The 14,505-nt window shown below is 60.6% G+C and carries 16 protein-coding genes; 9 read left to right on the top strand and 7 right to left on the bottom strand.

Annotated elements, in window-relative coordinates:
* Positions 1-258: 258 nt before the first annotated feature.
* Both AC2GXZ_RS07330 and AC2GXZ_RS07325 read left to right on the top strand, forming a co-directional pair.
* Positions 259-1,098, top strand: a complete 840-nt coding sequence (locus tag AC2GXZ_RS07330) for a L,D-transpeptidase (protein WP_483758499.1) — start codon at positions 259-261, stop codon at positions 1,096-1,098.
* Between the two features lie 208 nt (positions 1,099-1,306).
* Positions 1,307-2,026, top strand: a complete 720-nt coding sequence (locus AC2GXZ_RS07325; protein WP_483758498.1) for a L,D-transpeptidase — start codon at positions 1,307-1,309, stop codon at positions 2,024-2,026.
* Positions 2,027-2,208: 182 nt separating this feature from the next.
* Here AC2GXZ_RS07325 and AC2GXZ_RS07320 read toward each other — a convergent pair whose 3' ends face one another.
* Both AC2GXZ_RS07320 and AC2GXZ_RS07315 read right to left on the bottom strand, forming a co-directional pair.
* Positions 2,209-2,943: a transporter substrate-binding domain-containing protein gene (locus tag AC2GXZ_RS07320; RefSeq protein ID WP_483759374.1), complete on the bottom strand. Its 735-nt coding sequence runs from the start codon at positions 2,941-2,943 to the stop codon at positions 2,209-2,211.
* Positions 2,944-3,137: 194 nt separating this feature from the next.
* Entirely contained in the window at positions 3,138-3,551 is a 414-nt protein-coding gene (locus tag AC2GXZ_RS07315; protein WP_483759373.1) for a MarR family winged helix-turn-helix transcriptional regulator, read from the bottom strand.
* Positions 3,552-3,793: 242 nt separating this feature from the next.
* Here AC2GXZ_RS07315 and AC2GXZ_RS07310 point away from each other — a divergent pair, with 242 nt between their 5' ends.
* Positions 3,794-4,216, top strand: coding sequence for an organic hydroperoxide resistance protein (locus AC2GXZ_RS07310; protein ID WP_483758497.1), 423 nt, complete (start codon positions 3,794-3,796; stop codon positions 4,214-4,216).
* Between the two features lie 104 nt (positions 4,217-4,320).
* On the opposite strand, the gene AC2GXZ_RS07305 is transcribed toward AC2GXZ_RS07310, so the two are convergent.
* Complete coding sequence (locus AC2GXZ_RS07305; protein ID WP_483758496.1) at positions 4,321-4,953, bottom strand: LysE family translocator; 633 nt, start codon at positions 4,951-4,953, stop codon at positions 4,321-4,323.
* A 136-nt stretch (positions 4,954-5,089) separates the two neighbouring features.
* On the opposite strand from AC2GXZ_RS07305, the gene AC2GXZ_RS07300 reads away from it, so the two are divergent.
* Positions 5,090-5,479, top strand: a complete 390-nt coding sequence (locus AC2GXZ_RS07300) for an MbcA/ParS/Xre antitoxin family protein (RefSeq protein ID WP_483758495.1) — start codon at positions 5,090-5,092, stop codon at positions 5,477-5,479.
* A 20-nt stretch (positions 5,480-5,499) separates the two neighbouring features.
* Here the strand turns inward: AC2GXZ_RS07300 and AC2GXZ_RS07295 are convergent, their stop codons facing one another.
* The 3 genes from AC2GXZ_RS07295 to AC2GXZ_RS07285 all read right to left on the bottom strand — a co-directional run bounded on the left by AC2GXZ_RS07295 (position 5,500) and on the right by AC2GXZ_RS07285 (position 7,528).
* Positions 5,500-5,769: a DUF982 domain-containing protein gene (locus AC2GXZ_RS07295; RefSeq protein WP_483758494.1), complete on the bottom strand. Its 270-nt coding sequence runs from the start codon at positions 5,767-5,769 to the stop codon at positions 5,500-5,502.
* A 227-nt stretch (positions 5,770-5,996) separates the two neighbouring features.
* Complete coding sequence (locus tag AC2GXZ_RS07290; RefSeq protein ID WP_483758493.1) at positions 5,997-6,197, bottom strand: hypothetical protein; 201 nt, start codon at positions 6,195-6,197, stop codon at positions 5,997-5,999.
* Positions 6,198-6,628: 431 nt separating this feature from the next.
* A complete protein-coding gene (locus AC2GXZ_RS07285; protein WP_483758492.1) occupies positions 6,629-7,528 on the bottom strand; it encodes a LysR family transcriptional regulator in 900 nt (299 codons plus the stop codon).
* 132 nt (positions 7,529-7,660) lie between these two features.
* Between AC2GXZ_RS07285 and AC2GXZ_RS07280 the strand changes: the two genes are divergently transcribed.
* From AC2GXZ_RS07280 to AC2GXZ_RS07270, 3 genes are all read left to right on the top strand, one after another.
* The gene (locus AC2GXZ_RS07280) at positions 7,661-8,503 is read left to right on the top strand and encodes an oxidoreductase (RefSeq protein WP_483758491.1); all 843 of its coding nucleotides are present in this window, start codon (positions 7,661-7,663) and stop codon (positions 8,501-8,503) included.
* 203 nt (positions 8,504-8,706) lie between these two features.
* Positions 8,707-9,525 (top strand): alpha/beta fold hydrolase, encoded by an 819-nt coding sequence (locus tag AC2GXZ_RS07275; protein WP_483758490.1) that lies wholly within the window; start codon positions 8,707-8,709, stop codon positions 9,523-9,525.
* Positions 9,526-9,675: 150 nt separating this feature from the next.
* Positions 9,676-10,497 carry a VOC family protein gene (locus tag AC2GXZ_RS07270; RefSeq protein WP_483758489.1) on the top strand — a complete coding sequence of 274 codons (822 nt, stop codon included), beginning with the start codon at positions 9,676-9,678 and terminating at the stop codon, positions 10,495-10,497.
* A gap of 231 nt (positions 10,498-10,728) precedes the next feature.
* Here the strand turns inward: AC2GXZ_RS07270 and AC2GXZ_RS07265 are convergent, their stop codons facing one another.
* The gene (locus AC2GXZ_RS07265) at positions 10,729-12,306 is read right to left on the bottom strand and encodes a helicase HerA-like C-terminal domain-containing protein (protein ID WP_483758488.1); all 1,578 of its coding nucleotides are present in this window, start codon (positions 12,304-12,306) and stop codon (positions 10,729-10,731) included.
* 261 nt (positions 12,307-12,567) lie between these two features.
* Between AC2GXZ_RS07265 and AC2GXZ_RS07260 the strand changes: the two genes are divergently transcribed.
* Together AC2GXZ_RS07260 and corA are read left to right on the top strand one after the other, a co-directional pair.
* The gene (locus AC2GXZ_RS07260; RefSeq protein ID WP_483758487.1) at positions 12,568-12,963 is read left to right on the top strand and encodes a hypothetical protein; all 396 of its coding nucleotides are present in this window, start codon (positions 12,568-12,570) and stop codon (positions 12,961-12,963) included.
* A 461-nt stretch (positions 12,964-13,424) separates the two neighbouring features.
* On the top strand, positions 13,425-14,474 hold the full coding sequence (gene corA, locus AC2GXZ_RS07255; protein WP_483758486.1) for a magnesium/cobalt transporter CorA: 1,050 nt from the start codon (positions 13,425-13,427) through the stop codon (positions 14,472-14,474).
* Positions 14,475-14,505: the final 31 nt, after the last annotated feature.

Genomic DNA, 14,505 nt, shown 5'->3' with positions numbered 1-14,505 from the left:
TCTGTCGAATGTCCTGGAACGCGAGGCAGAAAGAGAGAACTCGCGACAGCTTTCTATGAAAATATTCAATTTTAGATAAATGCCATCAATCAATCCCCCAAAATCTACTGGGTTTATTCACCTGCGTATTTTTTGCGACGTTTCCACGCCGCGTAGCTTTCGGCCATTGCTTGAGGCCGTTTTGCCGGCACGTCACCAGCCTCGCGCCAGCGCCATCTGAAAGAGTGCCCGAGACGTCATCTGCTCAAGCGGGTCTCCATGCCGAACAAAGTTTTATCGTTTCGCCGCGCCACCGGTCTTGCGGCCACTCTTATTGCCACGACCTCGCTTGCGGGGTGCCAGGTGCCGTTCATCCCGGATACCAGCCGCGTCAATCCGAATGTCTTCGTGCAGGAAACGGCGCCGGTCTTCTACATTCCGCCCTATCAGGATCCGCCGACCAACCAGCCGCCGCCGATGCCGGGCGCGATCCCGCACAAGCGGCAGCTTTATCCGTCCGATTTCCACCAGACCTACGATCATGCCACCTACGGTCTGCCGGTATCGAACCCGGTCCACCGGGTAATGTATGACGTGATGAATGACGACGGCCACACGCTGCCGGCCATTCCCTATTCGCGGATAGACCAGCGTTATCTGAGGAGCGAGGTCGATTATCGCACCAGCGAGGCGCCGGGCACGATCGTCGTCGACACCCGCGCCCACTACCTTTATCTCGTCGGCGCCAATGGCAAGGCAATGCGTTATGGCGTCGGTCTCGGCAAGGCGGGCTTTTCCTGGTCCGGCCGCGGCGTTATCCAGCGCAAGGCGAAATGGCCGCGCTGGACCCCGCCGGGAGAGATGATCGCCCGTGACCCCGCTTTGCGCCAGTTTGCGGCGTCCGAAGGCGGTGCAACACCCGGCCTCAACAATCCGCTGGGCGCCCGCGCGCTCTACATCTTCAAGGATGGCAAGGACACACTCTACCGTGTCCACGGCACGCCCGACTGGCAATCGGTCGGCAAGGCGACATCGTCCGGCTGCGTACGCATGCTCAACCAGGACGTCATCGATCTTTTCGATCGCGTGCCGAGCGGCACGCCGATCGTCGTCATGTGACGGCAATCTTTTAGGAAAGATGCATCGGAGCCGCCTGCCGGGCGGCTTCTCTCGTTTCGGTGATGCACCGTGTCGCTGAAGTGATCGTTGCCGATTTGCCGCAGCCCTATCTCTTAGAGGCACGGTTTGATCCTCGGGAACCTTTCGCCTGGAAGATCGTTCGATTAAGCTTTGCGCAATCGCGTTCTTCTGGATGGTTCTCCCCGACATGACATTCGACACCTCTTTTTCCCGCCGGAGCTTTCTCACTCTTCTCGGCGCGGGCACCGCCTCGACGCTTGCCGGCTGTGCCTCCACCACGCCCTTTGGCGGACAGGTCATCACCTATCGTGACGGCATCAGCACCCAGCCGCCGGAAATGGCGCCGGGCGGCGATGCCGATGCCGCCCAGATGTACGGCTCGATCGCCGATGGCGGTTTCGTCATTCCGGCAATCCCCTATCAGCGCATCAACCCGCGTTACTATCGCCAGCGTGTCATCGATCCGACCGGCGAGCGTCCCGGCACGATCGTCGTCGATACGCCGTCGCGCTTCCTCTATCTGGTCGAGGAGGGCGGTTCCGCCATGCGCTACGGCGTCGGCATCGGCCGTGAAGGTTTCGCCTGGTCAGGCGAGGGCGTCATCCAGTGGCGGCAGAAGTGGCCGAAATGGACGCCGCCGGACGAAATGGTCGCCCGCCAGCCGGAACTCGTCAAATATTCGTCGAAGAACGGCGGCATGCCGCCGGGCCTGATGAACCCGCTCGGCGCCCGCGCGCTCTATATCTTCAAGGATGGTCAGGACACGCTCTATCGCCTGCACGGCTCGCCCGAATGGAATTCCATCGGCAAGGCCGTTTCATCCGGTTGCGTGCGCCTGATGAACCAGGACATTATCGACCTCTATGAGCGCGTGCCGCAAAAGGCCCGCATCGTGGTGTGGCAGTAAACGGCTAGGCATTATCTGGTTGAAAAGACCCCTCCCAACCCTCCCCACAAGGGGGAGGGCTTAACCCAGCCGCACCACCGAAATCCGATTTAGGGCTCGTGGGTGCCGCGAGTCTTATCCCCCCTTGTGGGGGAGATCGCCGGCAGGCGAGAGGGGGACTTTTCAAATACGCCCTCCAACCCTCACTTCATCGCGGCGTCGAGCTTGCTCTTCCAGTCGCCATCGGCAAGCGCCTTGCTCACGAAGGCGTCGACGGCCTGTTTCAGCCCGTCATCCTTCTGCATCAGATAGGCATTCTCGAAATGGGTGAAGGGCTCTTTCACCGCGACGGGGCACAGCACGCCTGGATGCAGTTTCGACTGCAGATCGGCTTCCACACCATCGGTCACCATCACGTCGGCCTTGTCGGCGGCGATCTGGTCGAAGATCGTCTTGTTGTCGGGAAACACTTCGATCGTCGCATGCGCCAGCTTTTCGTGGGCGAACTTGTCGTTGGTGCCGCCCGGATTGACGATGACGCGCGTTGAAGGCTGGTCGATCGCCTCGATGCTGGTGAATTTGTCCTTGTCGGTGCAGCGGGCGATCGGCCGCTTGCCGTCGCTGACATTCGGCACCGAGAAATTGCCGACTTCGGCACGTGCCGGATTGACGGTGATGCCGCCGACGACGATATCGAACTTGTCGGCCTTGAAGTCGTCCAGCATCGTTTTCCACGTGGTCATGACGAATTCCGGCTTGACGCCGAGAGTTTCCGCTAGCTCCTTCGCCATGGCGATATCGGCGCCGACAAGCTCGCCATCGCCACCCTTGTAGCTGAACGGCTTGTAATCGCCCGTCGTGCCGATCTTCAGGACGCCTGCCTGCTTGATCGAGGCAAGGCTGGTGCCGTCGGCCAGGGCCGGTCCGGCGGCAACCATTGCCACAAGCCCGATTGCCGCAAGTGCCATGCGCGCTTTTATGGTCATCCACTGTTCCCTTTTGCTCTTTGCTCTCCCGCAGGTGAGCTTAAAGCAGTTCGGGCGAAAGTGCGTAGCTGTTTTGCGTGTGAGATCCGCAAATCGAAAAAGGGTCCTGTCGGCACAGGTGCCGCGGGCTGGCGACGCTGTTGACGTTAGCTGTCCTGCGCCTTCGCCAGTCTCTCTGTCAGTCCCATCAGCGCCTCGCGCAGAGCCATGGCCTCGTCAAGGCTGCAGCCGGTGGCGCGGCCGATCTCGCTCATGACACCCGATGATTGGTCCTGCAGCGCCAGCCCTTGCGGCGTCAGCGTGATGATCACCTGTCGTTCGTCCTGCGCATCGCGCTTGCGCGAAACCAGGCCGGATTGTTCGAGCCGCTTGAGGAGCGGCGACAGTGTGCCGGAATCAAGCCCCAGCCGGTCGCCCAGGGCCTTCACCTTCTGCCCGTCTTCCGACCATAGCGCCATCATGACGAGATATTGCGGATAGGTGAGGCCGAGCGGATCGAGCAACGGTTTGTAGGCACGATTGAACGCATGCGAGGCGCCATAGATCGCAAAGCACAACATCGCATCAAGGCCCGCCTTGTCGGTGATGCTGCCCGACGATGCAGCGCTTCGGTCCGCCGGCGCATTGTCCTGCGCGCCGCCCGGCAATGCCGGTTTTTTCTTCAACTCTGCCCGTGTCATCACGAAACCGTGCTCTATCTCTTCGATAATGCATTGTCGCAGGCTTGACGTCGAAATGCAATGCGCATAGATGTATTGCACGCAATCAAATTGCGAACAATTTAACCGAAGGGAGTACGAATATGTCCATTCTTTATACGACCAAGGGTTCCGCCACCGGCGGCCGCGCCGGCCATGGCGCTTCTGAAAACGGCGTCCTCGACGTCACGCTCACGGTGCCGAAGGAACTTGGCGGCGACGGCGCAACCGGCACCAACCCGGAACAGCTTTTCTCCGTCGGTTATTCGGCCTGCTTCCTCGGCGCGTTGAAGGCCGTTGCGGCTAAGGAAAAGGTCAAGATCCCGGAAGATGCCAAGGTGACGGCAACCGTCGGCATCGGCCCGCGTGACGATGGCACCGGCTTCGGCATCGAGGTCTCGCTGCTCGTCGACATTCCCGGCATGGACCGCGCCCAGGCCGAAGACCTCGTTGCCAAGGCGCATATCGTATGCCCTTACAGCCACGCCATGCGCACTGCGACCGAAGTTCCGGTCACGGTTGCCTGATCGGCAAAATGGAATGTCGAAGGCCGCCGCCGGCGGCTTTCGGTCAATCTTTCAAAACGGCTGGAAGCCTTCGGGCTCCCGGCCGTTTTCAGCTTGAGGCGATATCAGCTTCGTTGAAGCGCGAGATGGGTGCCAAGGCCGATCAGCACCGTGCCTCCGGCCCGTTGCATCATCCGCTGTGCCTTGCCGGAACGTTGCAATCGACCGACGATCGCGCCCGCCAGCAACACGCAGACGATATCGGCCGACGAAAAGGTCAGGTTGACGATCGTACCGAGGATCAGCAGCTGCAGCCATACCGGAAAGGTCGCCGACGGATCGACGAATTGCGGCAGGAAGGCCATGAAGAAGATCGCCGTCTTCGGATTGAGCACTTCGACGGTGATGCTTTGCAGAAACGCCCGGCGGGCGGATTTCGGCGTTAAGGCGGGCAGGGCGGCATCGCCGGCAGCCCGTGCCCGAAACAGCGAAATGCCAAGCCAGACCAGATACCCGGCACCGATCAGCTTCACCGCCAGATAAAGCGCCGGCACGGCATGAAACAGGACCGAAAGCCCGGCTGCCGCGGCCACCACATGCACATAACAGCCGAGATGGATGCCGAGCGTCGCCATCAGTCCGCCACGCCGCCCGCGCGCCAGTGTCTGTGCCGCGGCATAAAGCATGGCCGGGCCGGGAATGTAGGCAAACACCGCGGTGGTGACGAAAAATGCGATCAGCAGTTCGAAAGAAGGCATGTTTGACCCCTGCAAGGCGGGCGATGGACTTGATTATCGCAACGATAGCCGTTTTTCTGCGGCCATGCCACGGCGCGCTTCGTCATGAGTGGCGGGACCACGGGCGGGCCGAAAGGGCCAAAGGGGATTTTCGTCGATGGACAGGCCGGCACCATGTCTCGTCATTTCCGAAATGCAGGTGGTGACCAAGGCGACCGTCACCGCCGCCGAGCGGCTGGGTCTTTATCCTTCGGCACTTGCCGGTATTGTCGGCCTGCCGGAAGACAAGATCTGTCGCATGCAATGTCTCGACCACCTTCTGGAAAAGGGCTCGGAACCGCTTGAGCGGTCCTTGTTGCTGCTCCGCCTGTTTCGCAATCTGAATGCGATCACCAAGGGCGATTGCGAAATCGCCAGAGCCTGGCTGGCGCGCCATAACGAGGCTCTGGGCGGCGTTCCGGCTGAAAAGATCCAGACAGCCGCCGGTCTCGGCGATGTTCTTACCTATCTCGACAATCGCACCGACGCAGACGCTGCAATCGCCTGAGCCGGGTGGTTTTGCATGGATTAATGGATGCTGAGCTTGGTCATGCATTCCGCATAGGCGGCAATGAACGAATTGCGGGCGTCATCGATATCTCCGCGGTAACGCAGCGCATCGTTGCAGGCGTCGATCGCCCGCCAATAGGTTCGGCCGGAACGGATGGCCAGATCCTCGTGGAGATATTTCAACGCAGCCCTTGGGCCTGCAATCGGCCGGTCGCGGATTTCCCGGTCCCTGACGATGACCGGATAGCTCCATTCCAGGGTAAAGCCGATGGGTATGATGGAATTCACCGCATGCTCCTATCGGTTCAGCCGAGAGAATGTCTCCGCAATCAGCCACGATACCACGAAACCGATCGCACGTCAGATTTTATCCGTTCAGTCTCGATCAAAACCGGCTTTGTTGGGCGTTTTGCCGGTCTCGTCGCGCCGATTATGCAATGGGTTTGCGACAATCACATGTGAGGGCAAAAGGCACTGAGAATACGGTAGGCTGCTTTTGCAGGTCACGACACGCGTTAAGCGCCGCAGCCGACCAGAGTTGCCAATTCTTGGCGGGTCAAAAGATCGTTCGTCTCTCCGGCAATGCCATCGGGATGGCTGAAGCGCATTCCCGTTTCGCGCGCCAACTCGAGTGCCTGGCCGACATTCATCAAACCGATCGGGATGCGGTCGCCTTCGAATTTGACCGTGGCCTCCACCATCTTCTTTTTCATCATCAACAATCTCCTGTTTTATGCCAATCGTCTAAACGACGGGATCGTTCCAAAATTAAAAGAAAACCTGGAATTCACGGGCTGGAAAAACGTCTGCAAGGCAGAACCGGGCAACCGCCATCAATCCTCCCGATGACGGCACCGTTCACCTTGGTGGTTACTATGCGTGTCCTGTGTTTTTTGGGTGGGACGGCGAGGGGCCCTTAAACGAAAAAAGGCCGGCGCAATATTGCTCCGACCTCTCTCATCGCCGCTTTGTCCACCAGTGCCGGTACATCCATGGTCAAAGGTAAAAAGCAGCGACGGCACATGCGAGCGGCGAAAATTTCAGCGCTCATCAGCAATGCCGATGAGAGACATGTAATCCATGATTGTGTCCAAAACAAGTATGAAGCACTGTTTTTAAGAAAATTACTCTTTTCCCGCGAAATCGGTCAGCGCCCGCTTCCCTCAGCCCGGACGAAATCGACGAAGGCGCGAAGCGCCGCCGGCATCTGTCGCCGGCTTGGATAATAGAGATAGAAACCCGAATAATAGGGGCACCAGTCTTCCAGCACCCGCACCAGCCTGCCCGATGCCACGAGATCCGTTACCTGGTCCTCGAAGGTGAAGGCAATGCCGACACCGGTCAGTGCCGCATCCACCATCATGTCCTGATCGTCGAGCACCAGTGCGCCATCCACCTCAACCGAAAGTTCAACCCCGCCACGCTCGAATTCCCAGGAATAAAGCCGGCCCGAACCGAAGCGGAAGCCGATACAGGCAAGCGACTTCAACTGATCCGGCGTGACAGGCTTCGGATGTGCTGCAAAGAAGCCGGGCGTCGCCACGATCGCCGTGCGCTGCCTCGGACCGATCGGCACGGCAATCATGTCCTGCGCCACCGTTTCGCCAAAACGCACTCCGGCGTCGAAACCTTCCGACACCATGTCGACGAGATCATTGTCGATGACGATATCGATCGCGATCCGCGGATGTGTATGGAGAAACCGGGCGACAAGCGGCAATAGCACCATCCGCGCCGAGGGTCGCGACGTGTTGATCTTCAGCCGCCCGACCGGCGTGCCGCGGAAATTGTTGAGATCGTCCAGCGCATCCTCGATGTCACGGAATGCCGGCGCCACACGGGCAAGCAGTGTCTCGCCCGCTTCCGTCAGCGCCACGCTGCGCGTCGTGCGGTTGAACAACCTGAGATCCAGTCGCTCCTCGAGGGCCTTCATCGCGTGGCTGAGCGCCGATGGTGTGCAGCCCAGTTCGTCGGCGGCACGTCGAAAACTCCCATGCCGCGCAAGCGCCAGGAAAGGAGACAGGTCGGATGGCGCAATGGTTCGCATTGCTGAATTATATTCACTAAGCCATGAAGAATCGAGTCGATTATCTCAGGAACGATCCGGGCGTAGAAATCTCTTCAGCCGCCGATAACCGGCACGGCGCAGACAATCGCTAACCAATCAGGAGATTTCAAAATGCGTACATGGTTCATCACTGGTGCATCCCGCGGTCTCGGTGCTCTCGTCGTCGAAAAGGCGCTGGCCAAGGGCGATAATGTCATTGCCACGGCCCGCAACCCGAAGACGGTCGTCGAGCGTTTCGGCGATCATCCCAATCTTTTAGCCGTCGCGCTGGACGTCAATGACGAGGCCCAGGCCCACGAAGCCGCCAGGGCAGCGGTCGCCCGCTTCGGCCGGATCGACATTCTCGTCAACAATGCCGGTTTCGGCCTGCTCGGCGCCATCGAGGAAGCGACCGGTGAGGAGGTCGAGGCGATCTATCGCACCAATGTCTTCGGGCTTCTCTCCGTCACCCGCGCCGTGCTGCCGCATATGCGCCGCCAGCGGTCGGGCCATATCCTCAACTTCTCGTCGATCGGCGGATATCGCAGTGCAGCCGGCTTCGGCGTCTATTGCTCGGCAAAATTCGCCGTCGAAGGCCTGACCGAAGCGCTGGCCGACGAACTTGCCCCGCTCGGCATCTATGCCACGGCAATCGAGCCCGGTTATTTCCGCACCGACTTTCTCGAAGGCAATTCATTGAGCATCAGCCCGACGGAAATTGCCGACTATGCCGAAACGGCCGGCAAGGTGCGCGAGGCGGCCAAACACATCAGCCGCAACCAGCCGGGCAATCCGGTGAAACTCGCCGAAGTGCTGATCGATTTCGTCGACATGCAGAACCCGCCGGTCCGCCTGCCGCTCGGCAGCGACACGGTCGCCGCCATCGAAGCCAAGATCGCCTCGGATACGGCTCTGCTGGAACGGTTGAGGGCGATTTCCATCTCGACGGATTTCGACAGGACCGAAGCCGCCTGAGCGGATCCCGCCCCGAAACAAAACGCCCGGTGACCGCCGGGCGTTTTGGCGTTTCCGGTCCCGCCTAGCCGATCGGGCCGCGATCGCCGCTCTCGGACATTTTGTCCCTTTGACGGGCCAAAGGCGCGGTTGACCCTAAGGCCGCCACATGCTGAGTTCGACCTTTCACCACCAGTCATGTTTCAAATTCAGAGAGTTGCAGGATGAACGAGCAGTTTGCCGAGACCAGCCACGGCCGTATCGCGTTTCATGACACCGGCAGGCAAGGCGTTCCAATCGTGTTCATCCACGCCAATTCCGTATCGAAGGAATCGTTTGCGCCGCAGATAACGGCACTGGAGACTGCCTGCCGCGTCATCGCCGTCGATCTGCCCGGACATGGTGCTTCGTCCGATGCTCTGGATCCACGGCGGACCTACAGCATTCCCGGTTATGCGGCGGCTCTTCTGGAATTGCTCGCTGACCTGGGTGTCCGTGAATTTATCGCGATCGGGCATTCCCTCGGCGGCCATGTCGCCCTTGAAATGGTCGCGCTTGGTGGCCCGGTGCGTGCGGCCCTCGTCTTCGGCACGCCGCCGATCAGCAACGACATGGATGGGCTTCAGGCAGGTTTTCTGCCGAGCCCGAAAATGGCTTATACCGGCAATGCGGAACTCTCGGACGCGCAGGTGGCGATGGTTGTTGCCGTCGCCCTTGGTGACGATGCCGGCAATGATCCCTTCTTCCTTTCCGCCGTGCGCCGCACGCACGGCCTCGCCCGCGAATATATGATCGAGGCCGTGGTGGCGGGGCAGGGCGCCAATCAGCGCCGGTTGGTGGAAACCTCTGCCGTTCCGCTCTGCATCGTCAACGGTGCCGCTGATCCTCTGATCAACCTCGATTATATCGACGGCCTCTCCTTCGCCAACCTGTGGAAGGGCGCGCCGATCAGGATTGCCGGCGCCGGCCATGGCGTTCACCGGGAAAAACCACAGGAGTTCAATGCCATTCTCCGCGATTTTCTTGCCGACCATAAGGCCTGATCGGCGCGGAGCCGCCATTTGCTTCGGGACCCACCGACCCATGATTTGACAGCGCCTGAGAGTTGGTCTGAAATCAACGCGATCTGTGCGGCAGGAGGAGGCCGGACAATCGCCGGGCTGAAACCCGGTGCGACCCAAGGGAGGAAAATCATGCAGCAGACCGCTTCGATTACCCGGTCAGACACCCATGGCAAATTCATCTGGTGCGAGCTGATCACTTCGGACACCAGCGCCGCCGGCAAATTCTATTCCGCCGTCATCGGCTGGAAGGTGAACGAGATGCCGATGGCCGGCATGTCCTATTTCCTTTTCGAAATGGGCGAGGGCGAAAATTGCCCCGGCATCGGCGGCATGATGACCTTCCCACCGGAGCTCGAAGGCAGGCTGCCGCCGAACTGGACCGGTTATGTCGCGGTCGACGATGTCGATGAGACGGCAAAGCAATATGTTGATCTTGGCGGCAAAATACAACGCGCGCCGGATGATATTCCCGGCATAGGCCGCTTCGCCGTGGTTGCCGATCCGCATGGCGCGGTCCTTTGCATCATGACGCCGATCCCGCCGGAAAACCCGCCCCGCGAACTCGGGCCCAACGAGGCGGGAAATGTCGGCTGGCGCGAGCTTTACGCCGGCGATTGCGAGGAAGCCTTCGGTTTTTATGCGACCGTTTTCGGCTGGACCAAGGACCATGATTTCGACATGGGCGAGATGGGTCCATACCGCATCTTCCGCTACCGGGAAAACACCGGTGGGGAGCCGGTCGGCGGCATGATGACGAGGCCGCCAAACGTACCGATGCCCTGCTGGAGCTATTATTTCAACGTCGAGGCCATCGATGCCGCCATCGACCGTATCGATACGAATGGCGGCAAAATCGTCTTCGGCCCGCAGGAAGTCCCCGGCGGCAGCTGGATTGTTCAGGCCACCGACCCGCAAGGCGCGTTTTTCTGCCTGGTGGCACCGAAACGGTAGATGTCGAGAGCCTTTTGCGCATCCGCCTGCCGGCATCTTCGTCCTGCAGGCGGAAAGACATTCAAATACCGAAACACCCCTCTGGCCTGCCGGCCATCTCTCCCACGAGGGGCGCGAAGACTTGTTTCACTCGCCTGCCATGATTGGGTCTCGGCGGTGTGGCTGAGTTAATCCCTCTCCCTTTGCGGGGAGGGTTGGGAGGGGGCTTTCTTCAAATCCCCCAGAACCGCCTTAGCGCTTCAGGCTTCCCAAAATCCCGCGCACGATTGCTCGGCCGAGCTGGGTGGCGACAGTGCGGGTGACGCTCTTCATCGCCGCTTCGACGATCGTCTCGCGCTGGTAACCGGAACGGCCGACGGTCTTGCGGCCGCGCTGATCCTGGTCGTCGTCACCGCCGCCGAAGCCCGGCAGCGTCCATCCGCTCGTTTCCCCGGACCCTGCCGGCGGAGCCGGATCGAGTTCGTCCTGAGCTTTCTTTGACGCAGCCGCATCCACGGCCTGTTTGGCCTTTGCAGCCAGCATCTCGAAAGCGCTTTCCCGGTCCAGATCCTCGTCGTAAACCCCAAGAACCGGGCTGCGATCCATCACCACCTGCCGTTCGGCATCGGTCAGCGGCCCGATACGGCCCGATGGCGGGCGGACCAGCGTGCGTTCCACCATCGATGGCGCCCCCTTGGCTTCCAGCGTCGACACAAGTGCCTCACCGGTCCCAAGCTGGGTGATCGCCGTGGCGCAGTCGAAGTCCGGGTTGGGGCGGAACGTATCAGCTGCCGTCTTCACCGCCTTCTGCTCGCGCGGCGTATAGGCGCGCAGCGCATGCTGCACCCGGTTGCCGAGCTGGGCGAGCACCGTTTCCGGCACGTCGAGCGGGTTCTGGGTGACGAAATAGACGCCGACACCCTTGGAGCGGATCAGGCGGACGACCTGTTCGACACGGTCGAGCAGGATCTTCGGCGCCTCGTCGAACAACAGATGCGCCTCGTCGAAGAAGAACACCAGTTTCGGCTTTTCCGGGTCGCCGACTTCCGGCAGTTCCTCGAACAGTTCCGAAAGCAGCCACAACAGGAAGGTCGCATAAAGCCGCGGGTTCATCATCAGCTTGTCGGCGGCCAGAATGGAGATCTGCCCGTAACCGTTATTCGGGTTGGTGCGCATGATGTCGCTGATCTTCAGCGCCGGCTCGCCGAAGAAATGTTCGGCACCCTGTTGTTCGAGCACCAGCAGCGCCCGCTGGATGGAACCGACCGAGGCTTTCGAGATCAGCCCGAATTCCTTGGAAAGCTCGCTGGCATTTTCCGCCATGTAGTTGAGCAGCGAGGTGAGGTCCTTGAGGTCGAGCAGCGGCAGCCCGGCCTTGTCGGCCAGCTTGAAGGCGATGTTGAGAACGCCTTCCTGCGGTTCCGACGCATTCATCAGCCGGGCGAGCAGCAACGGCCCCATTTCGGCAATCGTGGTGCGGACCCGATGCCCCTTTTCGCCGTAGATATCCCAGAAGATCACCGGGAACTGGTCGAATTCGTAATCCTGCATGCCGATGTCGCTGGCGCGCTTGGCAAGGAAATCCTTCGCTTCGCCCTTGGCCGCGACGCCCGAAAGATCGCCCTTGATGTCGGCCGCAAACACCGGAACCCCGGCGCGGGAAAAGCCCTCGGCCAGAACCTGCAGCGTCACCGTTTTGCCGGTACCGGTCGCGCCGGTCACGAGGCCGTGGCGGTTGCCGAATTTCAGGTCCAGATATTCGGCCTTGTTCAGCGTGTCGTCCGGCTTGCGGCTGCCGCCGATAAAGAGCTTACCTGTCTCGTCCGTCATGCTGTTATGAACTCCCTCGCGGCGTTTGTTCTCAAGTGCTTATAAGACGCGCTTGGGCATGCGGCAACGGTTTCGGCGGCTCTGTCATCCAACCGTTCAGGAAAAGCGAGGACATTGCACCGGGCAGGGTTGCGCTCCCGTGCGATTGTCGCGGATAACCTCTCATCCGCGGCCGGTTTCTGCCACGCTCAGGCGCTGGCTTTGTCCGTCCAAAAGTGTATGACTTTGACGTCAACGTCAGATTTTGAGGAGGCACTCCTGATGAACGAACTGGTTTCCCGCGTCGCCGATGCAGTTGGTATCGCGCCGGATGTCGCCGAAAAGGCGATCGGCATGATGCTCGGTTTCCTGCAGCGCGAGGCGGATGATGGCGCCGTGGCGCGCATGATCGAGGCAATCCCCGGCGGTTCGGATCTTGTCGCGAAGTTCAATGGTGCAGGCACCGGCGGCGGCGGTCTTCTGGGCGGCCTGATGGCCAGCCTCGGCGGTGGCGGCGGCGTCATGGCGCTCGGCCAGCAGCTGATGAGCCAGGGCCTCGGCATGGGCGAGATCACCGCACTTGCCAAGGAAACGATGGCGGTCGCCCGTGAACATGCCGGCGATGAGGTGGTCGACACCGTGATTGCCTCGGTACCGGGCCTTTCGCAGTTCGTCTGAGCTGTCCGCGCGGCCAAATCCGTATCAACAAAAAGGCCGCCGGTTCCTGCAACCGGCGGCTTTTTGTCGAATGGCGATCGGGGGGGATTGCCACATCGATTGGGGCTGGGGTTTGCCCCTGGGGCGAGGATGAGACCTCTTTGTCGCCCTTGGGTATGGGGGAGGCGACGACTCAATTGTACGTTAGAAATATCTAATATGCAATCAGATGATGAGAGACGCATGTGGTATCGTTAAGGCACCGTTTCCGTGCCTTCGGGGCCATTGACTTTCCCTTTCAACAGGCCCATGTGACCGCTCGAAGCGACGGCCCGTCCGGGCGCCGCTCTTTCAAAGGACAACCGAGATGAACCCCGACAGTCGAAGTTCGACGTCAACAGATAGACCTGCCGCTTCGGGGCTCTGATCCGTTCTTTTCGGTGATGCGCTCCGGGGACCAGATGGTCCAAACAGGAGCCGTCATGCTGCGCATCCACGCCTATGACCTTGATCGCCTTATCCCTGCAGCCGTCGACGAACAGTCCGAAGGCGAAACCACCACTGCGCATGCTGACACCCAGTCTGCCGCCGGCCTGCCTGCGGACCGCCTGTCCTCCGTCGTCTGGTACGATCTGATCAGCCCGACCGCGGAGGAAGAGCGTGAGGTCGGCCAGTGCCTCGGCATCGCCGTTCCGACCATGGACGAGATGGAGGACATCGAGCTGTCCGCCCGGCTCTACCAGGAGGACGGGGCGGAGTTCATGACCATGACCGTGCTGACCCGGCCCGATTCCGGCCAGCCGATCAAGGTGCCCGTCACCTTCATCATCAAGGGTTCGATTCTCGTCACGGTTCGCCATGCCGAGCCGCGTCCCTTCGACGCCTTCATGGCGCGTGCCCGCAAGGCCAACGGCCTCGGCCTGCATGCGGCAACCGGCGAGTTGATCATGACGGGGCTGATCGAGGCGATCATCGACCGCATGGCCGATACGCTCGAACGCCTCGGCGCCGATATCGACCAGATCTCCCGCGACGTTTTTCAGGCCAGGGCGTCCAAGGCTGACAAGAAGCAGCGTGACCTGCAGGAACTGATCCGTGCCATCGGCCAGAAGGGCGAGTTCATCACCATCACCCGCGAAAGCCTCGTCAGCGTCTCACGCGTCGTCGCCTATTATGCGGCACTCGATGGCGTCGACCGCAAACTGTCGAAGGAAATCCGCCAGCGGCTGAAACTGCTGCAGCGGGATGCCACTTCGCTCGGCGATCATTCGGCCTTCATGTCCAACAAGATCAATTTCCTGCTCGATGCGACGCTGGGACTGATCAATCTCGAGCAGAACCAGATCATCAAGATCTTCTCGGTCGCTTCGGTGATGTTCCTGCCGCCGACGCTGGTGGCCTCGGTCTACGGCATGAACTTCGCCTACCAGCCGGAACTGCAATGGCATTACGGTTATCACTCGGCGATCGTCCTGATGATCTTTTCGATGGCCGTCCCTTACCTCTATTTCAAGCGCAAGGGCTGGCTCTAACACGCTGGGCAGGTCCGGAAACGCAAAACGG

It is taken from the genome of Aliirhizobium sp. YIM B11859, assembly GCF_057163345.1.
The sequence above is the reverse complement of the archived record's forward strand: the minus strand, read 5'-3'. Positions and strand labels throughout refer to the sequence as shown.